A 25,741-nucleotide genomic window follows, 5' to 3' on the forward strand; every position below is an offset into this window, starting at 1 on the left:
CCGAAAGCTCCTTTTCAAAGATATCGCTCAGTGGGCGCCTAAACCGGAAAACCTGTGAACCGCTCAACATTCTGGGCTGCATCAATGTCGACGGACCCCCCGTCTGCAAGCCACCCCAACGCCACAATCAAAACCGAAGCGATAATGACCGATTTTGCAAAAGTCGTCATCTTATCAAACTCATTAAAAACACACTAAAAACAATCGAGTGTTTAGCACAAATGCAAAAGCCCGAATAGTCGGGTTTACCTGACCTTTGGTAAAGTTAGGGTTTTGATCATCTGCATCTGAATCCCCTTGCCCAAATGATCGCAAGTATGCTCAACCTTTCGCGATAATTCAGAGAGGCATCGCTCGTGCCAAAGACCTACCCAATCCTAATGTTGGCTGTTATCGCGGAAACCATCGGCACGACTGCGTTGCAGGCTAGCCATCAGTTTACGCGATTTTGGCCGTCGGCTCTTGTCATGGTTGGCTATGGGTCGGCCTTTTATCTTATGGCCCTCACGTTAAAGGTCATGCCTGTGGGCATTGTCTATGCAATCTGGTCGGGCCTTGGTATTGCCCTGATCGCACTGATTGGATTTCTGGTTTTTGGCCAAAAACTCGATTGGCCCGCAGTCTTGGGTTTGGGCATGATTTTGAGTGGCATTCTGATCATCCACCTGTTTTCAGCCACAGCGGGCCACTGACCGCCGGTTAGGGCTGGTATATTCTGTCGCGCCGCGTTATGCGCGCGGCAACTTCCCGTTCAAAGGCTGACCTCTCATGGACCTGCGCAATATCGCAATCATCGCTCACGTGGACCACGGCAAGACGACCCTGGTGGATGAGCTGCTCAAACAATCCGGCGCGTTCCGGGAAAACCAGGCCGTGGCAGAACGCGCCATGGACAGCAACGACCTGGAACGCGAACGCGGCATTACCATCCTAGCCAAAGCCACCAGCGTTGAGTGGAAGGATACCCGCATTAACATCGTCGACACCCCCGGCCACGCTGATTTCGGTGGGGAAGTCGAACGTATTCTCAGCATGGTCGACGGCGTTGTACTGCTGGTCGACGCCGCCGAAGGCCCGATGCCGCAAACCAAATTCGTGACCTCAAAGGCGCTGGCTTTGGGCCTGCGCCCGATTGTCGTGCTGAACAAGGTCGACAAACCCGATGCCGAGCCTGATCGCGCGCTGGACGAATGTTTCGACCTTTTCGCCAACTTGGGCGCCGATGACGATCAGCTGGATTTCCCGGCCATGTATGCTTCGGGCCGGTCCGGCTGGGCCGATATGGAGCTTGACGGTCCGCGCAAGGACTTGACCGCCCTGTTCGATCTGATCGTTGATCACGTCCCCGCCCCCAAGCAGATCGAGAAAAAGGACGAACCGTTCAGGATGCTCGCCACCACTTTGGGCAGCGATCCATTCATCGGTCGTATTTTGACCGGTCGCGTGGAAAGTGGAACTCTGAAAGCGGGTGACAGCCTCAAAGCACTCAGCCGAGACGGCACCCAAATTGAAAGCTTCCGCGCGTCGAAAATCCTAGCATTCCGTGGATTAGCTCAACAACCCATCGACGTCGCTGAAGCAGGCGACATTGTCACGATTGCGGGTATGAGCAAAGCCACCGTGGCAGATTCCCTTGTATCCCCGCAAGTCGAAGAGGCCCTACCCGCCCAGCCTATCGATCCGCCAACCATCACAGTGACCTTCGGCATAAACGATTCCCCGCTGGCCGGTCGTGACGGCAAAAAAGTTCAGTCTCGGGTCATTCGTGATCGCCTGATGAAAGAAGCCGAATCGAACGTAGCCATCCGCATCAGCGACACGCCCGGCGGCGAAGCCTTCGAGGTTGCTGGTCGCGGCGAATTGCAGATGGGTGTTCTGATCGAAAACATGCGTCGCGAAGGATTCGAGCTCAGCATCTCGCGCCCACAGGTTTTGTTCCGCGAGGAGGACGGCCAGCGCCTTGAACCTATCGAAGAAGTCACGATCGATGTGGATGATGAATATTCTGGCGCGGTGATCGAGAAAATCACGGGTGCACGCAAAGGTGAACTGGCTGAAATGCGCCCTGCAGGGGCAGGCAAAACCCGGATCATCGCCCACGTGCCGTCTCGTGGCCTGATCGGCTATCACGGAGAGTTCCTGACCGATACACGCGGAACTGGCGTCTTGAACCGGGTCTTCCACGGCTGGGCGGCTCATAAAGGGCAGATTCCTGGTCGACGTGCGGGTGTTCTGATCTCGATGGAAAACGGTCAGGCGGTCGCCTATGCGCTGTGGAATTTGGAAGAGCGTGGCCGCATGTTTGTTGGCCCGCAAACTGATGTCTATCAGGGCATGGTGATCGGAGAGCATTCGCGAGACAATGATCTGGAAGTGAATCCGCTGAAAGGTAAAAAGCTAACCAACGTGCGTGCCAGCGGCTCGGACGACGCAGTGAGGCTGACCCCTCATATTCAGTTCTCGCTTGAAGAGGCAATCGCCTATATCGACGACGATGAACTGGTCGAGGTTACGCCCAATGCGATCCGGCTTCGCAAACGTTATCTGGATCCGCATGAGCGTAAACGGATGTCAAAATCAGCCTGATCAATGCTGTGAACTTGTTCACGTTTTGGAAACATTGCCACATTCGTGACATTTTTGCGTCAGGCTAGAAACAACACAGAAAAAGAAGACCTGGTGCAACAGCAGGTCTTCTTTTTGTTTTTTATGGATTAATCGTGTTTGAGTGAGCTGGATCACAGAAATCCAACAGAAAGTTTGCTTGAAAATAGGCGATAGAAAGAGGACTTTGTGTTCAAAGTGTGACGCCGTTTGAGTATACGGCAATTTGGTTAATGAGTGCTTAAGGAGCGTGCGATGCGCATCAAATCCAAACTGTTATCGATTGCTTTTGCTTCCGCAATCTTACCCTTCATCTTCGTAAATTCCGCTCAGGCAGCTGGCACATGTACCGTGAGAACGGCCAAACAATCTGTATCGTCGAACACGCTTTGTGCGTGCGATGTGGTTACCTCGGGCATGCTTCGCTATATCCAACGGCGCGCGGATTTCGAGTCGATCCTGGAGCGTACTATTCTTGATTGCCCGCGATTTGCAGCTGTTTTGACTGACCTTCCAACGGCAAGCATCGGTGCAAATCCGCAGCGCACCGGTGACGGCCCTGCAAATGAAGACAAAAATTTTGCGGGTGACCCAAATAGCACTACTGCTGATGAGCCTACCGGCGAGGACAATCCGCAGCCTGAGAGGAATCCCAAGGATAAAGAAAACCCAAAGGATGACGAAGAGGCAAAGAATAAAAAAGAAAAGAAGAAAGCGAAAAATAATCGCAAGAAGGCAAAAAAGCATAGAGAAGAGGCCAAAGTAAAAGCGGCCAAAGCGAAGGAGCTCAAAGAAAAGGCCAAACGTTACAGAGACGCAGCCAAAGAGAAAAAGAGGCTCGGCTATGATAAAAAGGCCGAGGAAGCCCGCAAAATTGCAAAGAGGCTCAGAGAAAGCGCTGACAGGTATAGGGCACTTGCGCAAGAACAGCGCGAATTGGCCGAGCATTATCGGGAAAAAGCCCAACAGTCGCAAAAGCGTTTGGCAAAACTGTCGAAAGCCGAAGCCAAACGGGCTTTAGACCAAGCCAAATCCCGGGAACGTCGAACTGAACGTTTGAAGGAAGACGATCGGGGAAATTAACTTATTCGATCCGGTCTCGGGCACGCTATAGGTGCAGCAGACGAAAATAGAAAATGGGCGGAGTGCTAATGCACCCGCCCATTCTAGTTGAAATCAACGAATTCAGCTTTTCCCATAAACTCCCAACCATCTGGCGGGCTGCTTAGGATCTTGCATCCTCAGGAACAGATAGCGCGTCGCCTTCCAAGGCTTGATCTGATTGGTCAAATTATCCAGAACCAGATCGCCGTCGCTTGACCGATAGACCAAAACAGCATGAGAGTTTCTGCGCGTATCCAACACTGTCGCGAGCAGTAGCTTACGAGGGTCGAAACCAGCCTGGATCAAGTCTCTTTTCTTTAGAAGCGCAAAATCCTCGCAGTCTCCACCGCGCGACGTTGGAAGCGCCCAAAGTTCACTGGTTTTGTATTGCGACTGATCTGTGACCTCTCGCGTGGATCGATTAACGCGGCGGTTGATCTCTTTGACAAGTTTCAATTCTTGGCTGGTGGATAAGGAACCAATACCTTTTTGCGCACATGCCCAGGAATATTTACCGCAAAGCTGACGCGCACCAGAGGGTGGTGGCGAGGCAGCGATACTTGGGATAAACGCGGCATCTTTCGCCGATGCTTCAGTCCCAAACAACAGCGATCCGTTAATCAGGATAGCCAAACCAAACAGCCCGCCAAGCTTGGCAGCGCTCTTTAAGTGGGCGTCTATGGTCGTACCAAAGAAATTCATGCCTGTCCCTCGAGTCCTATTAATCCCTGCAAACTGCGTGGATCAGAACCCATCTGTATACCGGACCATATCCGCAAACCGTGGTTGTCACGCAATCAAATCCGAGATTGAGCGGAAAAAACGGCGGAAATTCGTCACTTTTCGTGACCATTTCCGCGCAAGAAAGTGGCGCGAAGTGCCACAATCGGACAGAGAAATATGTTCAAAACCAACAGGAAGTACGCACAACCCGTTGTAATAATGTGTATAAATTCAGAGCGATCGTGAAGAGCCGCCCACGCTAAAATGCATGGCAGGTCGCACGGCTCTGGGCCGGGCAGAATTTGCAAATTTCATGCGAAGGTAGATTTAGCCTGATTCTCAGTCGGTAATTTCAACGACCACCAGCTCTCGCTCGCTGGCGCCACGGGCATGATCCAATGCCTGCTGATATGCAGGAGAATTGTAGCACTCTACCGCAGCCTCGAGGGTTGGGAAGCGGGCGACCACATTGCGTGGTCGCTCTTTGCCCTCTAACTGCACGTAACGTGCCGCGCGGGCGATGAATTCACCCCCATGCGCCGCAATTGCCGGCCCTGCAAGCTCGGCGTATTTTCCATAAGCATCGGCATCTGTCACAGTAACGTGTGCGATCCAAAGTGCTGGCATCTTATCCTCCCAAAACCTGTTCAGCCGCCTTGATTGCAGCCTCTGCATTTGAGGCATCCTTGCCCCCACCCTGTGCCATGTCAGGCCGTCCACCACCGCCCTTGCCGCCAAGTTCGGTCACCGCCGCGCGGACCAGATCCACCGCAGATACCGTGTCTGTCAGGTCAGACGTGACGCCCGCAGCAACAGCCGCTTTGCCGCCGGTATCAGCAATCAATAATACTGCACCCGTACCCAAACGGCTTTTGTGCTCATCAATCAATGCAGGCAGGTCCTTTCCGGAAACACCCGAGAGCGACTGCGCAAAGAACGCCACACCGTTTACATCGCGCGCTTCAGCGCCACTGCCCTGCCCCGCACCTCCGGCCATCGCCAGATCACGGCGCAACTGCGCAACTTCGTTCTGCAGCGATTTACGCTCGTCCAACAGAGTCTTAACACGCGCAACAACGTCATCCGGCTGGGCTTTCAACTCAAGCGCAATTGCTGAAAGGCGATGATCCTGTTTCGACAGATACTTAAATGCGTCATCACCGGTCAAAGCCTCGATCCGCCGCACGCCAGCGCTGCTGGCACTGTCGCCCAGCACGACGAAGGTTCCGATATCACCGGTCTGGCGCACATGGGTGCCGCCACACAGTTCAATCGACCATGTTTCGCCATCCTGGCCTTTGCCGGTGGGTGCTTTGCCCATCGAAACCACGCGCACCTCATCCCCGTATTTCTCACCGAACAGAGCTTGAGCACCCAGTTCACGGGCGTCATCCGGTGTCATAATCCTGGTTTCCACGGTTGAGTTTTGGCGGATGAATGCGTTCACCTCTCGCTCAACTTTCTGCACTTCTTCCAGTGTCAGAGCCTTGGAATGGCTGAAATCGAACCGCAAACGATCTGATGCGTTGAGCGACCCGCGCTGCGCCACGTGATCACCCAATGTCTCACGCAGGGCTTCATGCAGAAGGTGCGTCGCGGAGTGGTTGGCACGAATGGCCGTGCGGCGCGCGTGATCGACTTCCAGCTCAACTGCGTCACCTTTTGAGATCGCCCCATGATCAATCGTGACCTTGTGAGCATAGACTTTGCCATCAGCAAACTTTCTGGTGTCTTCAACACGGGCGATATCGTCGCGCTCATCCAGCCTGCGAATTTCACCGGTGTCGCCGACCTGGCCACCGGCCTCGCCATAGAACGGTGTCTGGTTGACTACGACCCAGCCGGTACCACCCTTCTCGATCTTGTCGACCAATGCACCATCGACCACCAACGCAGCGACCTGCCCTTCGGCCTTTTCAGTATCGTAGCCAAGGAAATCGGTCGCACCGGCCGCATCCAGCACATCGAACCAAACCACCTGATCGGCAGATTCGCCAGACCCGGCCCACGCCGCGCGTGCCTTGGCTTTTTGTTCGGCCATCGCCACGTCAAATCCATCGGTGTCGACGGTTCGACCTTTCTCGCGCAGCGCATCCTGCGTCAGATCGAGCGGGAAACCATAGGTATCATACAGTTTGAATGCCGCGTCTCCGGGTAGTGGATCGCCTTCAGGTAGGCCCGAAACTTCCTCATCCAACAGCTTCAGACCGCGATCCAAAGTTTGCTTGAACCGAGTTTCCTCAAGCAGCAGTGTCTCTTCGATCAGTGGCTGCGCCTGACCAAGCTCTGAATATTGCGCACCCATCAATTGCACCAGCGTGGGTACCAGGCGGTGCATCACCGGATCTTTGGCCCCCAACAGATGCGCATGGCGCATCGCGCGGCGCATGATACGGCGCAGAACATACCCTCGCCCATCATTTGACGGCATCACACCATCCGCGATCAGGAACGAAGTTGAACGCAAGTGGTCCGCAATCACGCGATGATGCACGTTTTGATCCCCATAAGGATCAACACCGGTCGCATCCGCGGAGGCTTCGATCAGCGTTTTGAACAGATCGGTGTCATAATTGTCGTGGCTGCCTTGCAGCAACGCACCAATGCGTTCCAATCCCATGCCGGTGTCGATCGACTGCATGTCGAGTTCGACCATCGAGCCGTCTTCGAACTGCTCGTTCTGCATGAAAACGATGTTCCAGATTTCGATGAACCTATCGCCATCTTCCTCAGCCGAACCCGGAGGCCCACCCCAGATATGATCACCGTGGTCATAGAAAATCTCCGTGCACGGGCCACAGGGGCCTGTAGGGCCCATTTGCCAGAAATTGTCATTGGTAGCGATGCGGATGATCCGGTCTTCTGGGACACCAACCTTTTTCCAGATTTCAAATGCCTCATCATCGGTGTGATAGACAGTGGCCAACAGACGGTTCTTATCGATACCAAATTCTTTGGTGATCAGTTCCCAAGCGAACGGTATCGCCTCATGCTTAAAGTAATCCCCGAATGAGAAATTCCCCAGCATTTCAAAGAACGTATGGTGGCGAGCGGTATAGCCCACATTGTCCAGATCGTTGTGTTTGCCGCCTGCACGCACGCATTTCTGTGCAGTGGTAGCACGGCTGTAGTCGCGGGTTTCGACGCCAGTAAACAGATTCTTGAACTGAACCATACCCGAGTTGACGAACATCAGTGTCGGATCATTGCGCGGAACCAGCGGGCTGGACGCAACCACTTCGTGCCCCTGCTTGGCAAAGTAGTTCAGGAAGGTAGATCGAATGTCGTTCAGCGTTGGCATAAGGCTCTCTCAGCGCGCAGTCGTTATGGTCAGCAAAGGTTTAGCCCCACCCCCCGAGAGTGTCCACAGCATTGGCCCATCCGAAACGAAACAAGGCGGCCCCGAGGGGCCACCCTGTTCCAGATAGTTTCAGCACCACCGGGGTGCCGAGGGATTTCTTCGGTTCCCCCTCAGGTACGCTTTAAGCTTCGAGGATGTCATCCTCTTCCGCTTCGGGTGGCATTTCAAAGTCTAACCCATGCGCGGCACGTATTTTGTCTTCGATCTCGAGCGCCGCACGGGAATTGTCACGCAGATATTGCTTGGCATTCTCACGCCCCTGCCCGATCCGCTCATCACCGTAGCTGAACCACGAACCCGACTTTTCGACCACACCGGCCTTGACGCCCAGATCCAGCAGCTCACCCATTTTGCTGATGCCTTCGCCATACATGATGTCGAATTCCACCTGCTTGAACGGCGGTGCCACCTTGTTCTTGACGACCTTGACGCGGGTCTGGTTGCCCACAACTTCGTCCCGATCCTTGATCGCACCGATACGGCGAATATCCAGACGGACCGAGCTGTAGAATTTCAACGCATTACCACCGGTAGTGGTTTCCGGGCTGCCAAACATCACACCGATCTTCATCCTGATCTGGTTGATGAAGATCACCATGCAGTTCGAGCGATTGATCGAGCCGGTCAGCTTGCGCATCGCCTGGCTCATCAGCCGGGCCTGAACACCGACGCTGCTGTCACCCATGTCGCCTTCCAACTCGGATTTCGGCGTCAGCGCCGCAACCGAGTCGACCACGACCATGTTCACGGCTCCCGACCGCACCAAGGTGTCGGTGATCTCAAGTGCCTGCTCGCCAGTGTCGGGCTGAGAGATCAGCAATTCATCCAGATCCACACCCAGCTTGCGCGCATATTGAGGGTCCAGCGCATGTTCTGCGTCGACGAACGCGCAGACTCCGCCGCGTTTTTGCTGTTCAGCGATGCAGTGCAGCGTCAGCGTGGTCTTACCCGAGCTTTCCGGGCCATAAATCTCGACGATCCGCCCCATCGGCAGGCCGCCGATCCCCAGCGCGATATCCAAGCCCAGCGACCCGGTCGAGCTCGCATCGATATCCTGCTTGGAATCTTCGCCCAACTTCATGATCGAGCCTTTGCCGAACTGCCGTTCGATCTGGGCCAATGCGCTGTCGAGCGCCTTTTGCTTGTCTGCGTTTTTCTTGTCGCTCATCGTCAGAAGATCCGCCATTGTCCTGTCGCCTTCTCTTTTGTCACACCCTTGATCGGGCGGCAATCGCTGCTTTGTTCGCCTCTTGTTCCTTATGGGACCAAAAAGAGAACATTTCAACTAAAACTTATGAAAACTACTCTTCAGCAATTGTGTTAAAGAGTCGTTTACGACAATCTGAGACATGAAAGGCATTGAAGAGAAAAGATAAATGCTTGTTTTCTATGAAAAGCGGCTTGCGCTTCTGTCTGTTCCAAAGACCGGCTCCACCGCGTATCAATCAGCTTTACGCGATCGGGCCGATATCGTCGTGTCCGGACCAACAGACCTGAAACATGCGAACATGCGCCGCTATGATCGTTTCTTCCAGACCATGTTTCGCAAGATGTTTGATGCAGAAATGGACGTCATGGCCATAGTGCGCGAACCTGTCGATTGGTTGGGAAGTTGGTATCGATATCGAACGCGCGCCGAATTGGCAGGTCATCCGCATTCCACAAAAGGTTTAAGCTTCGAGGAATTCCTTGACGCCTATATGCAAAACCCCCGCCCGGCCTACGCAAATGTGGGATGCCAAACCGATTTTTTGCAACCCCGCAGTAACGGTAAAGGTGTTGCGCATATCTTCAAATATGACAGCCAGCAAAAGATACTGGATTTCCTTCAGAATCGGCTGGAATGTAAAATCGATCTACCACGAGAGAACGTCTCGCCTGCTTGCCCGATGGACTTCTCAAAACAAACTGAACTCCGGTTCCAATCATTGAACGCCGCAGAATACGCATTGTATCGTGCTGCCGAATAGCGTTTTCAATTCATTTGCTGAAACACCGCTTCGGTCAGCTGGGTCAACGAAAACGGCTTGGGCAGGAAGGTGGAATTTTCGATCTGAGGACCAGATTCGCCGAACGCCCCTTCAGTATAGCCTGACATGAAGACCACCCGCACGTCAGGCCGTGTTTTCATGGCCTCGCGCACCCAGGTCGGGCCGTCCATTCCGGGCATGACGACATCGGTAACAAAAACATCCACCAGCAAATTGGGGTCGTCCAACAATTGCAGCGCATCTTCGGCTGATTCAGCTTCAAGCACAGTGTAGCCCTTCAAGCGAAGCGCCCGCGTCGCGAAGGCGCGCACCGGGGCTTCGTCTTCGACCAACAAAACCACGCCTTCACCCAATCGGGAACTTTGCACCTCTGAGGTATCGGGGGCCTCAGGCTCCGATTCTTGGACCCGGGAACTCACAGGCAAGAGCACGGTGAATTCCGTTCCCCGGTCCTGCACACTGTCGACAAATATGAAACCACCAGTCTGTTTTACGATCCCGTAAACAGTCGATAACCCCAGCCCCGTCCCCTCGCCTGTGCGTTTGGTCGTATAAAATGGCTCAAACACTTTTTGCAGTTTGTCTGCAGGAATCCCGATGCCGCTATCGATGACTTTGACCGTAACATATTCTCCCGGCTGTACCGTAGCCCGATCGCGCGTGATCGATTGATCCAATGTCACTACTTCGGTCTCGATCCGAATCTCCCCACCCTCGGGCATCGCATCACGCGCATTGACGACCAGGTTCATCAAGACCTGCTCTAACTGGCGCTTGTCCGCGCAGACGGATTTGAGCACCGGATCATGACTGAGCGTCAGGCGGATCTTCTCGCCCACAAGACGGTTTAGCAAATGGATAAGGTCTGAAATCGTATCTCGCAGATCCAGCACCTCGGGCCGGAGCGTTTGTTTGCGCGAAAAGGCCAGAAGCTGGCTGACCAACGCTGCAGCACGGTTGGCGTTCTGATTGATCTGTATAAGATCGCCGTAATTCGGGTCATCTTGGTCATGGCGCAACAGCAACAGATCACAATGCCCCGAAATCGCCGTCAGCAAGTTATTGAAATCATGTGCGACCCCGCCAGCCAATTGCCCAACGGCTTGCATCTTCTGGCCTTGAACAAACTGCGCCTCCATCGTTTTCAGTTCGGTGGCATCGTTCAGAACCGCAATAAGACAGACCTGACCATCCCTGAGAATCCGTGACAGCGTAACTTGCACAAATACCTCTTTGTCCTTGCGCACCAAACGCAGGAATTCAGACCGCGGTGCTGCGCCTTGTTCGGCAGCACTCGCCAGCCAGTCCCTGATCGGATAGCCGAGCCCCTGCATCATGCTTTCGATATTCGTCCACCCCGGTTGGATCTCACCGACCAATTCAACCGCGAGGTGGTTTGCTTCGCTAACATCTCCATCGGGAGACATGCACATGATCGCAACTGGCAAATCTGCAAATGATGTCGTGTGCTGCGGTCCTTCGGCGTGCTGCAGCGGCGTTAAAAGCAACTCACGCACAATACCGCTGTGCCTTAGCGTTGTGACAGTGAATGGTGCTTCGGTTTCCCCGGTTTTAATCTGTATGATGCTACCATCAACTGCACCGCCAGCTTGAACCATCGGCTTGAGGCATGTGGGAATCTGACCAAAAAGTTCGATTGCCGCATCATTGGCATCCAGCACCACGTCATTTCGTCCGACCGTCAGAACCGGCCGCTGCACGCTGCGCCAGATCTGGGGTGCATCTATTCTAAAACGCCAGCAAAACCGATTTTCACCCAGCTTTGAAACAGACACGGGTATTGTTTGTCCGCGCGTGACAACATCTTCTTCCCAAAAGCCCCGTTTCAGGGCATGAGACTGCAAACGCAACAGCACCGCCGACGGGTTTGCAAATACGGTACGCAGAGACTCATCTAGTCGCGTACCCGCGTTCCGAATAAGACGCGCATTGGCCTGAGCGTTTGCAACTAGCACCTCGCCCGTCGCATCCGAAATGACACAGGCATCGGTTTCTTGCTCTAGAAAACCCGTCATCGCAGCGTATGTTTGCGCTTCGATCTGATTCAATATCCAAGCGCGCGCCAAGGCAAAGACCACTACTACCAGGAAGGACAAGCCAACGGCTGCGACCCCGGCACTTAACCGTGGCGGCAAGACGTCAAAGAAGGAAAGTACGCTCAATAAAATGGCGATCAATGCCAGTGAGGCATAGCGCCCACGATCAATGCCCCATCCACTTGATCGAGAGGGGGTAAATTCAGATTGAATAGACATAAACAGCCCGGATTATTACAATTTCTGATCAATATCTGCCTGCAATGGTTAATTGCTGCTTAATGATCAGTGACATAAACTTCTTAAGGTTGTGTTTTAAAGTTTATATTCGCGTCAAGTGTGCTGTAAAAAATCCATCGGTCCCGTGTGAAACCAGCCACGTTTTGCGGTATCCGCTCTGCCATTCGGGATTGCTGGCCAAGAACCCATCAATAATGTCGTCGTTTTCAATCGCCAGCATCGAGCAGGTCGCATAGGCAAGCACGCCTTTGGGCGCAACGAGAGGTGAAACATCTCGTAGAATGGTGGCCTGAATCTGCGCTAGTTCCTCCAAACGCTCGGGCGTTAGTGCCCATTTCCCTGCCGGCGCGCGACGCCACGATCCGCTGCCGGAACATGGCACATCTGTCAAAACCACATCGAACGGGGCCTGACCGGTGATTTGGCCTGTGGTCAGGTTCGTAACATCCGCGCCCGCCCTTGCCGCGCGCGCTGGCAAGTCGCGCATACGGTTGGGATTGGCATCATGGGCAAAGACCTGAACACCCATATCCGTAGCCGCTAAAGCAAGGGACTTGCCTCCGCCACCCGCACAATAGTCCAGGACACGCATGCCTGGCTGTAAATCAAGCGCGGCAACAACCGCCTGGCTTGCGGCATCCTGCAACTCAACCAGCCCATCTGTATACGGACCGCTCTGAGATATCTTGCGTGCGCCCTCGGTAACTTCCAATGCAGTATCGCAGGCCGGATGTGGATGCGCCGTGATCTCCTCGGCAGCCAGTCGTTGAATGGCTGTAGGCAGGTCAGTTTTCAGCAGGTTGACCCTCAGATGAATCGGAGCGCGCGATTGTAGCGCGGCTGCGGCAAGTTCAGCTTCGTCCTTCAACGCGGCCTGAAATTGGGGCCACAACCATTCGGGGATATCCAGACGTTCTGCGTCGCTCTGAAATGACCTGGGTTGGTCAGCCTCGGTTACCTCTGCAGGTGCATATCGCGCGCCCGAAAATACTGACGTTAGGTCTGAGCCCAAGGATCGGGCGGCACCGATCATCAGGCCGCGCCCCGTCTCGGACCCACCGAGCGCCGAGAAGGATCGCTTGCACCGCAATGCATCAAACACATGATCCCGGATCGCAGCGCGATCCTTAGATCCCGCGAACCGACTGCGTCGAGCCCAGCCGGTCAACGCCTTCTCGACCGGTGCACCGGCAAGAATGTCATCGAGGATCTCGATCGAGGCCTGTACCCGAGCAGCAGGTGTCATCGCGTTTTCCGTTCGTCTACACGATCAATTTCGAGAGCCCCCCTGAAGGGTCTCACAAACTTACATCACGCGATAATTGGGGCTTTCCCGTGTGATCTGAACGTCATGCACATGGCTTTCCTTCAAACCTGCGCCAGTGATTTTGACAAAGTTGCAGTTCTGGCGCATCTCATCGACGGTGGCACAACCGGTATAGCCCATCGCCGCCCGCAAACCTCCAACCAGTTGGTGCACAACAGCGCTTGCGGACCCTTTGTACGGCACCTGGCCTTCGATCCCTTCGGGCACCAGCTTGTCATTCGCGGCGTCCTTCTGGAAATAGCGATCCGCCGAGCCGCGCGCCATCGCACCCAGACTTCCCATGCCGCGATACGATTTGAACGAGCGGCCTTGATAGAGGATCACCTCGCCCGGGCTTTCATCCGTGCCCGCAATCATCGAACCCACCATGGCGCAAGATGCCCCTGCCGCAATCGCCTTGGCGAAATCGCCCGAGAATTTGATGCCACCATCAGCAATGACCGGAACTTCCCCCGCCGCAGCGGCACAATCCATGATGGCCGTCAACTGAGGGACGCCAACACCCGCGACCATCCGTGTGGTACAGATCGAGCCGGGCCCGATGCCCACTTTGATCGCGTCTGCACCTGCATCGATCAGCGCTTTGGTGGCTTCGGCAGTGGCGACGTTACCGGCGATGATCTGAACCTCGTTCGACAGCGTCTTGGCACGTTTCACCGCGTCCAGAACCCCTTGCGAATGACCATGTGCGGTATCCACAACAATGATATCGACCCCGGAATCGACCAACTGCTCTGACCGCTCGAACCCAGCGTCTCCGACCGAGGTTGCAGCAGCCACACGCAGACGGCCCAACCGGTCCTTGCAGGCTGTAGGGTTCAGCACGGCCTGCTCGGTATCTTTCAGCGTCAGTAAGCCTGTCAGCTTGCCCTCGCCATCGACGACCAGCAATTTTTCGATCCGGCGCGCGCGCATGAGGCTTTTGGCTTCTTCGAGATCGGCAGGCTCTTGCAGCATCGCCAGATTGTCAGAGGTCATCATCGCTTTGATCGGCGTGTCATCCGAGGTCGCAAAGCGCATATCTCGGTTGGTGACAATGCCGACGACACGACCGCTTTCTTCAACGACCGGGAAGCCGGTGAAGTTGTAGCGCTCTACCAAAGCCTGAGCATCTGCCAATGTTTGATCCGCGCGCAGCGTGACCGGGTTATAGACAATACCGGATTCGAACCGCTTAACCCGACGCACTTCGCGGGCCTGTTCCTCGACCGAGAGGTTTTTGTGCACCACACCGATGCCTCCAGCCTGCGCCATGGCGATAGCCATACGCGCCTCGGTCACCGTGTCCATCGCCGAGCTTAGCAGCGGGATGTTCATCGTAATCTCACGCGTCACGCGCGTGGTGGTATCAGCGGTTGCCGGCAGCACAGAAGATGCGCCCGGAACCAGAAGAACGTCGTCGAAGGTGAGTGCCTCACGAATCTGCATTTGACAACCCCATGCAAAAGCCCGTTTGACGGTGACCCTATTGCATGGATTTCACCCGAGGGAAAGCCCCGAACCCAAGTTGTTTTCCCCCGCGGGCTTCTGCCACGCCCGAAAACGACGCAAGCAATGCAAAACGTGCCGCTGAATGCCCTTTCCCTTTGCGTTCAAACCCATATGTTCGCCGGCATACGCGCGAATACAAAGGCAAGCCATTCATGACCACCGATCCTCTTGTCGTTTTCACCCCGTCCGGCAAACGCGGACACTTTCCTGTTGGCACGCCAATCCTGACGGCAGCGCGCCAGTTGGGTGTCGATCTTGATTCAGTCTGCGGTGGACGCGGTATTTGTTCGAAATGTCAGATCACCCCCAGCTATGGCGAGTTTCCCAAACATGGCGTGACCGTCTCGGAGGACGCGCTGAGCGAATGGAACGCGGTTGAACAGCGTTATGACGACAAGCGAGGCTTGAAACCCGGGCGCCGTTTGGGCTGTCAGGCCTCGGTTCAGGGTGACGTGGTGATCGACGTGCCTCCTGAAAGCCAGGTTCACCGTCAGGTGGTCCGCAAGGCCGCCGCCGCCCGCGCCATCACCATGGACCCTGCTACACGCCTGTATTTCGTGGTGGTGGAAGAACCCGACATGCACTCGCCCACAGGCGATCTGGAACGGTTAGAGCGCGCCTTGCGCGAGCAGTGGAAGATCGACGCAATAACCGCCGACCTGTCCCTGATGTCCAAGCTGCAGCCAGTGCTTCGCAAAGGGAAATGGGAGGTCACGGTCGCAGTCCACAAAGGCCTCAAGGACAACGTGGCCCGTATCGTCGAAATTTGGCCCGGCCTGCACGAACATGGGCTTTACGGTCTGGCTATCGACCTCGGCTCGACCACCATCGCTGCGCACCTGACCGATCTGGAAACAGGTGAAGTCAAGGCTTCTTCCGGCCTGATGAACCCGCAAATTCGTTTCGGCGAAGACCTGATGAGCCGCGTGTCTTACGCCATGATGAATCCCGGTGGCGACAAGGAAATGACCCGGGCCGTGCGCGAAGCGATCAACGATCTGACCACTTCAATCGCTGATGAGGCCGGGATCGATGCCGCTTTGATCGTCGAAACGGTGTTCGTCTGCAATCCGGTCATGCACCATCTTTTGCTGGGTCTGGACCCAGTCGAACTGGGTCAGGCGCCATTTGCGCTCGCGACGTCCGAAAGCATGTCCCTGCCTGCGCATGAGATGGACCTGACCACGATGAATCCACGCGCGCAGGTCTACATCCTGCCGTGTATTGCGGGCCATGTGGGTGCGGACTGCGCTGCCGTTGCCCTATCCGAGGAACCCGGCAAGTCCGACGATCTGGTACTGATCGTGGATGTGGGTACCAATGCGGAAATCTTGCTGGGCAACACCCACCGCGTTCTGGCCTGTTCGTCACCCACCGGCCCCGCATTTGAGGGTGCCCAGATTAGCTCGGGCCAGAGAGCCGCGCCCGGTGCGATTGAACGAATCGAAATCGATCCTGTCACCAAAGAACCGCGTTTCCGCGTGATCGGGTCCGAAAAATGGTCGAATGACGAAGGCTTTGATCAGGACATTGCCACCACGGGCATCACCGGTATCTGCGGCTCAGGCATTATCGAGGCCGTGGCCGAGATGCGCATTGCAGGTCTTCTGGACGAAAGCGGGCTGATCGGCTCGGCCGCGCAGACGGGCACACCGCGTTGCGTTCCCGAAGGCCGCACCAACTCCTATCTGATCCACGACGCCAGCGCCGAGGGCGGTCCGCGTATCACGGTAACTCAGGGTGATATCCGTGCCATCCAGTTGGCTAAATCCGCGCTCTACGCCGGAGCGCGTCTCCTAATGGATGAGATGGAGGTTGACCGTGTGGATCGCGTGGTACTTGCCGGTGCCTTCGGCGCGCATATTTCGACCAAACACGCGATGGTGCTGGGTATGATCCCTGATGCACCGCTGGAGAAGGTCTCCAGCGCGGGTAATGCCGCTGGAACCGGTGCCCGGATCGCGCTGTGTAACATCGGATCGCGGGCCGAGATCGAACGCGTGGTGCGCGAGATCACCAAGGTCGAAACGGCAATCGAGCCCAAGTTTCAGGACCATTTCGTCGCCGCCAATGCGATCCCGCACAAAACCGATCCGTTCCCTGAATTGGCGCAGGTCGTCACCCTGCCCGCTCCGTCCTTCAATACCGGCGGCGGGGATGAGGAAAAATCTGGCCGTCGACGCCGCCGGAGGTCATAGTCGCCCCATCCACAGGAGGCGAATATGACATCAGTGAACGAGGAACAGGCGGAATTCTGGGGAAACTCGGAACAAGGCACCAAATGGCTGACCTTTGAGGATCAGCTTGACCACGCCTTCGCGCCCGTTCTTGATCTCGTTCTGGACCGGGCCGCCCTGTCGGCGGGTATGCAAGTGCTGGATATCGGATGCGGCACAGGCGTCAGTGCAATCGCAGCGGCGCGCGCGGTTGGGGCCGAAGGACACGTATTGGCGGCCGATATATCGCAGCCGTTTCTGGACCGCGCAGCCAAACGTGCTGAAAGCAACGGGATACAGACTATCACTTTTCAGCACGCGGATGCGCAAACCTACGCGTTTGAACCCGGACAAATGGATGCCGCAATCTCCCGGTTTGGTGTCATGTTTTTTAGCGACTCGATCGCAGCATTCCGAAACATCGCCTTGGCACTGAAACCCGGTGGGCAAATGACGTTCGCTTCCTGGGGGCCATTGGACGTCAACCCGTGGTTCAAGATACCCCATGTCGCCGCCGTTCGGCGAATGGGTCAACCGCCCCGCGTAGACCGCTATGCGCCCGGGCCGCTGGCGTTCCACGACATCGACCATGTCAAAGGTCTGATGACCCAAGCGGGGTTGTCTGAAATAACCGGCGACGCGATCACAGTGAACCTGACGGGTTTTGGCGGCGTTGAAGGCACGGCGAGGCTGGTGACACGTGTTGGTCCTGCGGGCCGTGTTGTTGCTCATTTCGAAGGGAGTGAGGCTGATACTGACGCCATTCAACAAGCGGTCGCAGAAGAGTTCCGACAGTATCAGTCTGTTTCGGAGATCCTCATCCCAGCGATGATCAACCTCTATCAGGCCCGACGCGCAGAATGATTGGAGCGGGTAGCGGGAATCGAACCCGCGCGTTCAGCTTGGGAAGCTGACAGGCTACCATTACATCATACCCGCCGCTGGGCATTGATTAGCACTGCTCTTTACTGGGGTTCAAGGGTCAACAAACGCTGACGAATCGAAAAGGCCGGATCAAAAAATCCGGCCCAATCCATTGTTTTATTTACCTTAAGCGCGGCGACGACGACCACCGCCACGACGTCCGCGTGCACCCTCGCCTTCGGCTCCGGCCTCAGCGGGTGGTTTGTTGAACCTGATCCACTCACCGCCATGTGCGTCGTTGTTGGTCAGCAGGTTGGCGGCGCGGATGGCCTCCATCTCTTTGCCCGCACGCGGAAGGGTCGAACCCAGACCGAACATCTGTACAAAGGTTTCGTCGTCCATATCCTCGGGCAGAATGATACCGGCGGCAGCAACGGCCTCTTTCTTTTCAGCAATCTTCTTCTGAGTCACCGGCAGAGCCACCGGGTTCATGATCGCTGAAGTCATTCCCGCACCCATTGCCATCGGCAGGAAGGCGTTGTTGATACCGTGACGGTTCGGCAGGCCGAACGAGATGTTGGACGCACCGCATGTGGTGTTCACGCCCAGCTCCTCCCGCAGACGACGGACCAGAGCAAACACCTGCTGGCCAGCAGTTGCCATCGCACCAATCGGCATGACCAGCGGATCGACCACGATGTCATGAGCCGGGATGCCGTGATCGGCTGCACGCTCAACGATGGTTTTGGCAACGGCAAAACGCACATCGGGGTCTTCCGAGATTCCGGTGTCATCGTTCGAGATCGCCACAACGGGTACGTTGTATTTCTTGACCAGTGGCAGAACCAGTTCCAGACGCTCTTCTTCACCGGTGACCGAGTTCAACAGCGGACGACCTTCCGCCGCCTCAAGACCGGCTTCCAAAGCGCCCGGAACCGAGGAATCGATGCAAAGCGGTACATCAACAAGCCCCTGCACCAGCTCGACGATCTTGGTCATCAGCGGCGGCTCGGTCTCGTTCGGGTTGGGGTTCGAGTTGTAGACGACACCTGCGTTGATATCCAGAACGGTCGCGCCTGCAGCGACCTGCGCCAGAGCATCCTTTTCGACTGTCGAGAAATCGCCTGCTTCCAATTCGGCAGCCAGTTTCTTACGGCCCGTTGGGTTGATCCGCTCACCGATAACGCAGAACGGTTCGTCAAAGCCCAGAACGGCAGTTTTTGTTTTTGATTCTACGACTGTACGGGTCATGTCCGTTCCTTAGGAGTTAACCGGCTTTGCCGAAGCGCCGCCGTTGTTGATCGCCCAGTTGGCGTTGGTCTTGATCCCGCCCAGCGGGAAGAAGTGTACCTTGGTGATATTGAAATCCGGGTTGGCTGCCTTGTGATTGGCCAGTTCGGTGACCACATCGGTTGGCTCGTAAGGCAACAGCAGCTTGGACACGTCCATGGCGCGCTTCTGCAGGACTTTCAGCGATGGACCAACGCCGCAGGCGATAGCGAATTTGATCAGCGTCTGCAGCTTCGCCGGGCCCGCGATACCGATATGGATCGGCAGATCAATACCCGCTTCTTTCAGGCTATCTGCCCAAGCGATGATCGGCTTGGCGTCGAACGCAAACTGAGTGGCCAGCGCCATTTCGGCGTCGGTGGTTTCCGAAAACTTCTGCTTCCAGCGCAGCGCGTCATCGACATACTTGGTCGAGCCGTCGGGATCGATATCCTTGTTGCCTTCGGGGTGACCGGCTACGTGCAGTCGCTTGAACCCCGCCTTGTCGAACAGTCCGGTTTCCAGCAGCTGCATCGAGCTGTCGAAATCACCATGCGGTTTGGCGACACCACCAGCCAGCAGAAGCGCCTGCTCGACACCCGCTTCACCCTGATACATGGAAATCCAGTTTTCAAGCGTCGCGGCATCCTTGATGATCCGTGCCGGGAAATGCGGCATGACAGGGTAACCTTCGGCCGCGATGCGCTTGGCGGTTTTGACCATGTCTTCGATTGGCGTGCCCTCGATATGGGCGATGTAGACACGGGTGCCTTCTGGCAGCAGCGCGCGGAAATCTTCGACTTTTTCCGCAGTGCGCGGCATCACCTCGATCGAGTAGCCCTGCAAAAAGGCTTCGACGGTCGGGTTCACAGGGCCGTTTTCGACCGCATCACGTTTCTTGAAGTTCAGCAAAGCCATAGCGGCCTCCCATAAAGATCTGGGGCTCATGCCCAACCGTCATTGGCGATCAGGGTCTTGATACGGTCCTGATCGTACTCTGTTTCCAAACGCGCGGCCTCGGCTTCGGCAATTTCGGACGGGTCGCCCTCAACTGCGAAAGGCTCGGCTTTGCGCCATTCGGCCAGATAGGCATCACTATCCTTGGCGTTCACCTTCATTGCGGCCCGGTCGATGGCTTGTTCAAACCGCTCTTCCAACTGCCGCTTAGCGCCACGACGGCCCTTGCCGACGATGACTTGGGCGGGAATATCGCGCCAATATACGATGGTGACGTCAGGCATTACCGTGATTCCTCCTAACCAGATGGACCGGTTCTAAACTTCAATGTGGGTCCAAGTCGGTCGATTTTCGACATACGGCGTATTTGCAGCGACCTTTTTGCCCACGGCTGCGTACCGCAGCTTTTAATGCCTTGGTGGCCAAAACCGAACATCAAAATCCTAATGACTTTAATGAGCGTCTTGCGTGATCCAATTGCGCGACCTATGGTCGGGGTAACTCGAAAATCGGAGGGCGTTTAAGATGGCGCCCAAGCGTCCCAGAGGTGCGGGCGCGTTCCCGAAAGCGGTCGAAAGCCCCGCGCCGGCAAGACCCGATCCAGATGCGTTGTATGCGGCACTGGATTTGGGGACAAATAGCTGCCGCATGTTGATCGCCCAGCCCAAGGGCAGTGGATTTCATGTGGTGGACAGCTTCTCCAAATCGGTGCAGTTGGGTGCCGGTCTGGAACGCACCGGGCGATTGTCGCGGGCGTCCATGGCACGTACCGTACAGGCGCTGCGGATTTGTCAGCAAAAACTCAAGCGTAACAAGGTCAAGCGCATGCGCTTGATCGCAACCGAAGCTTGCCGTCGCGCCAAGAATTCACGCGATTTCATCCGGCAAGTTAAACGCGAAACCGGCCTGACGCTCGACATCATCCAGCCCGAGGAAGAAGCACGTCTGGCTGTGATTTCCTGTGCACCGCTGGTGTCGACCAAGACCGAGCAATTGTTGGTCGTCGATATCGGCGGCGGCTCAACCGAATTGGTCTGGATCGACATCTCCTCTGTTCCTCGTCGGGATCGGCCTGCCGCGATCATGAGATTGCATAACGGGTTCCACACGCCTGAAAGCCCTTTCCCTGCGGCCAAGGTGGTCGATTGGATCAGCGTCCCCCTGGGCGTGGCAACATTGCGTGATCAGTTCAACGACGTCGAAGACGATGCCGCGCGTTTTGCGCTAATGAGCTGGTTTTTCGAAGAAAATCTGGCCGATTTCGCACCTTACAAGGATGAGCAGGCCCGCGAAGGGTTTCAGATTGTGGGCACCAGCGGAACGGTGACCACTGTCGCCGCCTCACACCTTGGCCTCAAGCGCTATGACCGGACGAAGGTGGACGGATTGCGGATGACCAGCGATCAGATTGACAAGGTGATACGAGGCTATCTAGAACTCGGCCCTCGTGGGCGCCGCCGTGATCCCCGGATCGGAGAAGATCGGCAGGCCCTGATCATGTCCGGCTCGGCCATCTTGCAGGCGCTGTTGCGCTGCTGGCCCACCGATCGCCTTTCTGTGGCGGACCGTGGGCTGCGCGAGGGTTTGCTTTATGCGCAAATGAGTGCGGACGGTGTATTGGAAGACGGACCGTTCTGATGGCGAAGACACCAACTGGCAAAAGCAACTCGGGTCGCGGGCAACGCGACCTGAAGGTGAAGGTCAAGACAGCGCGCGGGCGCAAGCTCAGCTCGACCCGCTGGCTGGAACGGCAGTTGAACGACCCCTATGTCAAACGCGCGCAGGTCGAAGGCTATCGCGGACGCGCGGCATTCAAGATACTTGAGTTGGACGACAAGTTCCGGTTTCTCGTACCCGGCGCGCGCGTGGTCGATCTGGGTTGTGCGCCCGGTGGCTGGCTGCAAGTCGCCGTGAAACGCGTCAATGCACTCGGCGAGAAAAGCGGCAAGCGCGTCGGCACCGTTCTGGGGGTTGACCTTCAAGAGGTTGAGCCCGTCGCCGGTGCCACCGCGCATGTCCTTGATTTCATGGAAGATGACGCCGATCAGAAGGTCAAGGACTGGCTGGGTGGCAAAGCGGACGTGGTCATTTCTGATATGGCGGCTGCGTCTTCGGGCCACAAACAGACTGACCACCTGCGGATCATGGCCCTGTGCGAAACGGCGGCTTATTTCGCGTTCGACGTGCTGGAAGAGGGCGGCACTTTCGTTGCCAAGGTGCTTGCTGGCGGGGCTGAGGGGGACCTTCAGAAACTGCTCAAGCAGAAATTCAACAAGGTTGCCAATGTGAAGCCTCCGGCCTCACGTTCTGATAGTTCCGAGAAGTTTGTTGTCGCCACCGGCTTCCGGGGTTAAGCGGCGTTAATCCAGATCGATCTTTCCCGGCGCTATGCTCTGTTTCCGCAGAGACGCTGCAGCTATGCCTTGCAGCAATAGTGCTTCGCCATGATTGATATCGACAGGCTTGCGCGCGCGCAGCTCTTCAATACGCTGGTCAAGCGTCGTTTTACGGGCCGCCGTCAGCGGCTTTGCGAGGGTAGCGGTGCGATCCGGCATACATCACCTGTAGCAATCCGAGTGCTTATACCGGTTGGCTAACCGCAGAATGCGCCGTGAAGATGGCGCAAATCTGCCAGTTCCATGCCAGTTATCTCCCGAGTTCCTGCGCCAGTTGCATTAAGTTTGGATCATCGGGAAGAACTAACAAGGCCTCGTCCAATGTCGCCAACGCAGCCTGAACACCGCGATTGATGTGGGCAAGTTGAACCAGCATCGGCCAAGCCTCAACGCGCTGCGGGTCGAGCGTTACAACCTCGCGGAATGCACGTTCTGCAGCCGGCGCGTTTCTGAGCGTAAGCGCCCAGCCACCCAGCACCAAATGGGTCTCAGGAAAGTCCAAACGATTGGAAATGCTACGTTGCCAATCCGCCATGCCCTGCTGCGCGCTTGCGCGTTGGTCTTGCTTCATGGCATGCGCGGGGATCGATAAGAACTCTTTCGCAGCCGAGATGCGTACATTGCGCATGGGGTCGGATAACAACGGCTCTAACCGCGAAGCGCGCAACTGGGCAGGAACCTGCCGCTGCAGTACCGGTCCATTGGCCCGTATCAGTGGGTCCGGATCGGCCAGCAACGGTGCTAGACGCTCGGCAAGATCAGGCGTTGCAAAAGGTTGCAACAAATACAGAGCGGTTGCGCGAACGATACCTGCCTGTCCTTCATCCAGAGCGATCGCGACTAGCGTTTCAGGGTCGTCCAATTGACCACTGCCTGCTGCTGCAAATGTCGTGCCATAGTGCGCCACTCTATAGGATGATTCCGGGAACCAGAGTTCAATCTGCTGCGCCGCCCAAGACTGATCTTCATCCGCATGGCAATCGGTGCAGGCATCAGTTCCGAGCCCCAGATCAGGGCGGGGAATGCGGAAGCTGTGATCGCGCCTGCCATCTACCCCCATATAGACACGCTCGATCATGTGGCAGTTCTTGCATTGGTCACCCGCAGAATTTTCAGCATGTTGGTGATGCGCGGGCGTGTCATAGTCGGCTTTCCGAAGGGTCGGGAAATCCGGGTTGCCAGCGGGGGAGTGGCATTGGGTACACAACCCATTACCCTCGGCTTTTACCTCAGCCCGGTGCGGATCATGGCAATTCATACAACCCACCCCTTCTGCATACATGCGCGACTGCAGGAATGAGCCATAAACATAGACCTCGTCCAAAATCTGGCCATCTGGGTGATACAAACCCGGTCGCAGCAACGCCAGGTTATAGGCGTCGTGATACGGCTTGCCGGGAAGCGGATTACCATCTTCTAACGCCTCGCGCCGGGAATGACAGCCGGCGCATTGCTGAATTTCCGCTTCTGTCTGCCCCCTGCCCCATGTCGTAGGGAATCCGAACTCGCTCAAACCGTCTTGCAACACTTTTCCGGTCGTCCACTCCAAATGCGCAGAACCCGGCCCGTGGCAAGCCTCGCACCCGACACCAATTTCGACCTGTGTCGAGGCATAGCGCCTTTCCTCAGAGTCGTAGTTCTTCACATAACCGGTCGCATGACACTCGGCACAGCGGGCGTTCCAATTTTTGTACGGACCGGTCCAGTGCAGCCCATCATTTGGAGGCAGATCCTGATCCGGGTAAAGGTGGAACCAACGGCCCTTTTTGACGTCCCAAACCACATCAAAACTCTGTAATCGGCCGGGTTCGGTTTCTAAAAGATATTGCTGTAGCGGCGCGATACCAACCACTGAATGTACTGGATAGGTCGTTGTAACGCCGTCCTTTTCGGTGACCTGCGCCGTAAGAGCTCCATCTTGATCCGCAAAGGCCACGCTCATTCCATCATGCGAGAATCGTGTTCCATCGAAATCAGCCTGAACATGGCCGTCCTCCACCTCGGTCCAGGCAAGCGCATGGTACGAGCTTTCCCAGGCTTCGGTTTCTTCCTTATGACAATCCGAGCACGCGTCTGATCCAACATAGTCCTGCGCCTGCGACTGCTGCGCGGTTGCCCAAAGGATCGCGGTCGCCAGGATTGCGCGGCGATACATCATTTGCCTTCCGCATTCTGCAGATCGATCAACGCGCCGTTGTATTCAGCCCCGAGGATCAGCATGGCCGAGCACAGGTACAGGAAAATCAGCGCCGCCATCGCCCCCGCAAGCCCGGCATACGTCGCGCTATAGGTCGCAAACTGGGCGATGTAGATCGAAAAGCCCCATCCGCCCGCAGCCCACAAAGCCAACGTCAGGATCACGCCCGGCAAAATCTGCAAAAGGCTGTGCCGACGGGTGGGCAGGATCAGATGGGCCAGAAGAACGGTGCCAGCGGGCACGGCCACGGTAAAGGTCCATCGCAGGCGATCCACCGACAGCCAGTTGTCGACATCCACTGCCGTCTTTTCCGAAACCAGACGGGTATAGACCGGCAAAACGACTTCGACCGCCGCGATGGCCAGAATGGCAGCGCCGCCGATTATGACCAGCGCGAAGCACAACAGTCGGGTTTTCCAGAACGGCCAAGTGTCTTTGTCGTGATAGGCTTGCGCCATCGCCTTTCGCACAGCGGCTACCCCGTTCGACGCAAAGTAGATCGCCAACAAGCCGCCCAAAGTGATCACGCCCGAGCCCGCCCCGGCCAGAACCGCCCGCAGTTCTGAAACGATGGGATCAGCCACGTCTTTCGGCCATGCTCCAAAGATCAGTTCGATCAACTCATCGGTCACATAGCCCTGTGACAAGGCCCCTGCCAACGCCACCGTGAATAGGACAAACGGAAACAAGGCCATCATCAACGACATGGCGACATGGCTGCTCATGACAAAGCCGTTTTTGTCATTGAACCGGCGCACAGCAAGCCAGAGCGCACGCAGGAATTGGCCGAACGAGGGAATCAAAACAGTTGGCATTGCGCTAGCCTAGCCTGCCTTTTCCTTTGGCAGAACCGTCAATCGGATCAGGCCACCGATTTCATGCGTATAACCTTCTGTATGGATTGCATAAACCCGCCAGCCTGTGCAGGATCAATCAAAACACAT

The 25,741-nt window shown here is 56.2% G+C and carries 22 protein-coding genes and 1 tRNA gene; 8 read left to right on the plus strand and 15 right to left on the minus strand.

The genetic code is table 11. The annotated features are described in order from the left end of the window. Positions 1 to 38 precede the first annotated feature (38 nt). Positions 39 to 170: a hypothetical protein gene (locus tag ACR0JG_RS11185; protein WP_255612097.1), complete on the minus strand. Its 132-nt coding sequence runs from the start codon at positions 168 to 170 to the stop codon at positions 39 to 41. A 210-nt stretch (positions 171 to 380) separates the two neighbouring features. Here ACR0JG_RS11185 and ACR0JG_RS11190 point away from each other — a divergent pair, with 210 nt between their 5' ends. The 3 genes from ACR0JG_RS11190 (at position 381) to ACR0JG_RS11200 (ending at position 3,687) form a co-directional block, all read left to right on the plus strand. Further along, positions 381 to 692: an SMR family transporter gene (locus ACR0JG_RS11190; RefSeq protein ID WP_480571085.1), complete on the plus strand. Its 312-nt coding sequence runs from the start codon at positions 381 to 383 to the stop codon at positions 690 to 692. A 76-nt stretch (positions 693 to 768) separates the two neighbouring features. Next, a complete protein-coding gene (typA, locus tag ACR0JG_RS11195; RefSeq protein ID WP_170595576.1) occupies positions 769 to 2,586 on the plus strand; it encodes a translational GTPase TypA in 1,818 nt (605 codons plus the stop codon). A gap of 273 nt (positions 2,587 to 2,859) precedes the next feature. Continuing rightward, positions 2,860 to 3,687, plus strand: a complete 828-nt coding sequence (locus ACR0JG_RS11200) for a hypothetical protein (RefSeq protein ID WP_480569754.1) — start codon at positions 2,860 to 2,862, stop codon at positions 3,685 to 3,687. A gap of 102 nt (positions 3,688 to 3,789) precedes the next feature. On the opposite strand, the gene ACR0JG_RS11205 is transcribed toward ACR0JG_RS11200, so the two are convergent. The 4 genes from ACR0JG_RS11205 to recA all read right to left on the minus strand — a co-directional run bounded on the left by ACR0JG_RS11205 (position 3,790) and on the right by recA (position 8,978). Beyond that, complete coding sequence (locus ACR0JG_RS11205; RefSeq protein WP_480569757.1) at positions 3,790 to 4,410, minus strand: transglutaminase-like cysteine peptidase; 621 nt, start codon at positions 4,408 to 4,410, stop codon at positions 3,790 to 3,792. Positions 4,411 to 4,770: 360 nt separating this feature from the next. Then, complete coding sequence (locus ACR0JG_RS11210; protein ID WP_170421721.1) at positions 4,771 to 5,058, minus strand: DUF1330 domain-containing protein; 288 nt, start codon at positions 5,056 to 5,058, stop codon at positions 4,771 to 4,773. Between the two features lies 1 nt (position 5,059). Then, positions 5,060 to 7,732, minus strand: a complete 2,673-nt coding sequence (gene alaS / locus ACR0JG_RS11215; RefSeq protein WP_480569761.1) for an alanine--tRNA ligase — start codon at positions 7,730 to 7,732, stop codon at positions 5,060 to 5,062. A gap of 181 nt (positions 7,733 to 7,913) precedes the next feature. After that, positions 7,914 to 8,978, minus strand: coding sequence for a recombinase RecA (gene recA / locus ACR0JG_RS11220; protein WP_170393025.1), 1,065 nt, complete (start codon positions 8,976 to 8,978; stop codon positions 7,914 to 7,916). 190 nt (positions 8,979 to 9,168) lie between these two features. Between recA and ACR0JG_RS11225 the strand changes: the two genes are divergently transcribed. After that, positions 9,169 to 9,762, plus strand: coding sequence for a gamma-glutamyl kinase (locus tag ACR0JG_RS11225; protein WP_480569764.1), 594 nt, complete (start codon positions 9,169 to 9,171; stop codon positions 9,760 to 9,762). Positions 9,763 to 9,767: 5 nt separating this feature from the next. Here the strand turns inward: ACR0JG_RS11225 and ACR0JG_RS11230 are convergent, their stop codons facing one another. From ACR0JG_RS11230 to guaB, 3 genes are all read right to left on the minus strand, one after another. Further along, the gene (locus ACR0JG_RS11230; RefSeq protein WP_480569767.1) at positions 9,768 to 12,059 is read right to left on the minus strand and encodes an ATP-binding protein; all 2,292 of its coding nucleotides are present in this window, start codon (positions 12,057 to 12,059) and stop codon (positions 9,768 to 9,770) included. A gap of 103 nt (positions 12,060 to 12,162) precedes the next feature. After that, the gene (locus tag ACR0JG_RS11235; protein ID WP_480569770.1) at positions 12,163 to 13,326 is read right to left on the minus strand and encodes an RsmB/NOP family class I SAM-dependent RNA methyltransferase; all 1,164 of its coding nucleotides are present in this window, start codon (positions 13,324 to 13,326) and stop codon (positions 12,163 to 12,165) included. Between the two features lie 60 nt (positions 13,327 to 13,386). Continuing rightward, on the minus strand, positions 13,387 to 14,835 hold the full coding sequence (gene guaB, locus ACR0JG_RS11240) for an IMP dehydrogenase (RefSeq protein ID WP_170646100.1): 1,449 nt from the start codon (positions 14,833 to 14,835) through the stop codon (positions 13,387 to 13,389). Positions 14,836 to 15,050: 215 nt separating this feature from the next. On the opposite strand from guaB, the gene ACR0JG_RS11245 reads away from it, so the two are divergent. Both ACR0JG_RS11245 and ACR0JG_RS11250 read left to right on the plus strand, forming a co-directional pair. Further along, a complete protein-coding gene (locus ACR0JG_RS11245) occupies positions 15,051 to 17,096 on the plus strand; it encodes an ASKHA domain-containing protein (RefSeq protein WP_170393020.1) in 2,046 nt (681 codons plus the stop codon). A 24-nt stretch (positions 17,097 to 17,120) separates the two neighbouring features. Beyond that, entirely contained in the window at positions 17,121 to 17,978 is an 858-nt protein-coding gene (locus ACR0JG_RS11250) for a class I SAM-dependent methyltransferase (RefSeq protein WP_480569773.1), read from the plus strand. 1 nt (position 17,979) lies between these two features. On the opposite strand, the gene ACR0JG_RS11255 is transcribed toward ACR0JG_RS11250, so the two are convergent. The 4 genes from ACR0JG_RS11255 to ACR0JG_RS11270 all read right to left on the minus strand — a co-directional run bounded on the left by ACR0JG_RS11255 (position 17,980) and on the right by ACR0JG_RS11270 (position 20,488). Continuing rightward, a tRNA-Gly gene (locus ACR0JG_RS11255) sits at positions 17,980 to 18,053 on the minus strand. Positions 18,054 to 18,164: 111 nt separating this feature from the next. Beyond that, positions 18,165 to 19,229, minus strand: a complete 1,065-nt coding sequence (locus tag ACR0JG_RS11260; protein WP_170393018.1) for a methyltetrahydrofolate cobalamin methyltransferase — start codon at positions 19,227 to 19,229, stop codon at positions 18,165 to 18,167. Positions 19,230 to 19,238: 9 nt separating this feature from the next. Next, a complete protein-coding gene (locus tag ACR0JG_RS11265) occupies positions 19,239 to 20,165 on the minus strand; it encodes a methylenetetrahydrofolate reductase (RefSeq protein ID WP_170646106.1) in 927 nt (308 codons plus the stop codon). A gap of 26 nt (positions 20,166 to 20,191) precedes the next feature. Continuing rightward, on the minus strand, positions 20,192 to 20,488 hold the full coding sequence (locus ACR0JG_RS11270) for a virulence factor (RefSeq protein ID WP_170393016.1): 297 nt from the start codon (positions 20,486 to 20,488) through the stop codon (positions 20,192 to 20,194). A 241-nt stretch (positions 20,489 to 20,729) separates the two neighbouring features. On the opposite strand from ACR0JG_RS11270, the gene ACR0JG_RS11275 reads away from it, so the two are divergent. Together ACR0JG_RS11275 and ACR0JG_RS11280 are read left to right on the plus strand one after the other, a co-directional pair. Then, on the plus strand, positions 20,730 to 21,842 hold the full coding sequence (locus tag ACR0JG_RS11275; RefSeq protein WP_170393015.1) for a Ppx/GppA phosphatase family protein: 1,113 nt from the start codon (positions 20,730 to 20,732) through the stop codon (positions 21,840 to 21,842). Next, the gene (locus tag ACR0JG_RS11280) at positions 21,842 to 22,558 is read left to right on the plus strand and encodes an RlmE family RNA methyltransferase (protein WP_480569776.1); all 717 of its coding nucleotides are present in this window, start codon (positions 21,842 to 21,844) and stop codon (positions 22,556 to 22,558) included. The genes ACR0JG_RS11275 and ACR0JG_RS11280 overlap by 1 nt, the downstream gene beginning before the upstream one ends. A 6-nt stretch (positions 22,559 to 22,564) precedes the next feature. Here the strand turns inward: ACR0JG_RS11280 and ACR0JG_RS11285 are convergent, their stop codons facing one another. The 3 genes from ACR0JG_RS11285 to ACR0JG_RS11295 form a co-directional block, all read right to left on the minus strand. Continuing rightward, a complete protein-coding gene (locus ACR0JG_RS11285; protein ID WP_170393013.1) occupies positions 22,565 to 22,759 on the minus strand; it encodes a hypothetical protein in 195 nt (64 codons plus the stop codon). A 91-nt stretch (positions 22,760 to 22,850) separates the two neighbouring features. Beyond that, positions 22,851 to 24,755 carry a cytochrome c3 family protein gene (locus tag ACR0JG_RS11290; RefSeq protein WP_480569779.1) on the minus strand — a complete coding sequence of 635 codons (1,905 nt, stop codon included), beginning with the start codon at positions 24,753 to 24,755 and terminating at the stop codon, positions 22,851 to 22,853. Further along, positions 24,755 to 25,612, minus strand: a complete 858-nt coding sequence (locus ACR0JG_RS11295) for a YihY/virulence factor BrkB family protein (RefSeq protein ID WP_480569783.1) — start codon at positions 25,610 to 25,612, stop codon at positions 24,755 to 24,757. Before ACR0JG_RS11295 ends, ACR0JG_RS11290 begins: the two co-directional genes overlap by 1 nt. Positions 25,613 to 25,741 lie beyond the last annotated feature (129 nt).

It is taken from the genome of Ruegeria sp. AD5 (assembly GCF_056542345.1).

What these genes read in the sequence shown, in the direction of transcription:
- ACR0JG_RS11185 (WP_255612097.1), bottom strand. Translation starts at nt 170, where the DNA reads ATGACGACTTTTGCAAAATCGGTCATTATCGCTTCGGTTTTGATTGTG.
- ACR0JG_RS11190 (WP_480571085.1), top strand. Translation starts at nt 381, where the DNA reads ATGTTGGCTGTTATCGCGGAAACCATCGGCACGACTGCGTTGCAGGCT.
- typA (WP_170595576.1), top strand. Translation starts at nt 769, where the DNA reads ATGGACCTGCGCAATATCGCAATCATCGCTCACGTGGACCACGGCAAG.
- ACR0JG_RS11200 (WP_480569754.1), top strand. Translation starts at nt 2,860, where the DNA reads ATGCGCATCAAATCCAAACTGTTATCGATTGCTTTTGCTTCCGCAATC.
- ACR0JG_RS11205 (WP_480569757.1), bottom strand. Translation starts at nt 4,410, where the DNA reads ATGAATTTCTTTGGTACGACCATAGACGCCCACTTAAAGAGCGCTGCC.
- ACR0JG_RS11210 (WP_170421721.1), bottom strand. Translation starts at nt 5,058, where the DNA reads ATGCCAGCACTTTGGATCGCACACGTTACTGTGACAGATGCCGATGCT.
- alaS (WP_480569761.1), bottom strand. Translation starts at nt 7,732, where the DNA reads ATGCCAACGCTGAACGACATTCGATCTACCTTCCTGAACTACTTTGCC.
- recA (WP_170393025.1), bottom strand. Translation starts at nt 8,978, where the DNA reads ATGGCGGATCTTCTGACGATGAGCGACAAGAAAAACGCAGACAAGCAA.
- ACR0JG_RS11225 (WP_480569764.1), top strand. Translation starts at nt 9,169, where the DNA reads ATGCTTGTTTTCTATGAAAAGCGGCTTGCGCTTCTGTCTGTTCCAAAG.
- ACR0JG_RS11230 (WP_480569767.1), bottom strand. Translation starts at nt 12,059, where the DNA reads ATGTCTATTCAATCTGAATTTACCCCCTCTCGATCAAGTGGATGGGGC.
- ACR0JG_RS11235 (WP_480569770.1), bottom strand. Translation starts at nt 13,326, where the DNA reads ATGACACCTGCTGCTCGGGTACAGGCCTCGATCGAGATCCTCGATGAC.
- guaB (WP_170646100.1), bottom strand. Translation starts at nt 14,835, where the DNA reads ATGCAGATTCGTGAGGCACTCACCTTCGACGACGTTCTTCTGGTTCCG.
- ACR0JG_RS11245 (WP_170393020.1), top strand. Translation starts at nt 15,051, where the DNA reads ATGACCACCGATCCTCTTGTCGTTTTCACCCCGTCCGGCAAACGCGGA.
- ACR0JG_RS11250 (WP_480569773.1), top strand. Translation starts at nt 17,121, where the DNA reads ATGACATCAGTGAACGAGGAACAGGCGGAATTCTGGGGAAACTCGGAA.
- ACR0JG_RS11260 (WP_170393018.1), bottom strand. Translation starts at nt 19,229, where the DNA reads ATGACCCGTACAGTCGTAGAATCAAAAACAAAAACTGCCGTTCTGGGC.
- ACR0JG_RS11265 (WP_170646106.1), bottom strand. Translation starts at nt 20,165, where the DNA reads ATGGCTTTGCTGAACTTCAAGAAACGTGATGCGGTCGAAAACGGCCCT.
- ACR0JG_RS11270 (WP_170393016.1), bottom strand. Translation starts at nt 20,488, where the DNA reads ATGCCTGACGTCACCATCGTATATTGGCGCGATATTCCCGCCCAAGTC.
- ACR0JG_RS11275 (WP_170393015.1), top strand. Translation starts at nt 20,730, where the DNA reads ATGGCGCCCAAGCGTCCCAGAGGTGCGGGCGCGTTCCCGAAAGCGGTC.
- ACR0JG_RS11280 (WP_480569776.1), top strand. Translation starts at nt 21,842, where the DNA reads ATGGCGAAGACACCAACTGGCAAAAGCAACTCGGGTCGCGGGCAACGC.
- ACR0JG_RS11285 (WP_170393013.1), bottom strand. Translation starts at nt 22,759, where the DNA reads ATGCCGGATCGCACCGCTACCCTCGCAAAGCCGCTGACGGCGGCCCGT.
- ACR0JG_RS11290 (WP_480569779.1), bottom strand. Translation starts at nt 24,755, where the DNA reads ATGTATCGCCGCGCAATCCTGGCGACCGCGATCCTTTGGGCAACCGCG.
- ACR0JG_RS11295 (WP_480569783.1), bottom strand. Translation starts at nt 25,612, where the DNA reads ATGCCAACTGTTTTGATTCCCTCGTTCGGCCAATTCCTGCGTGCGCTC.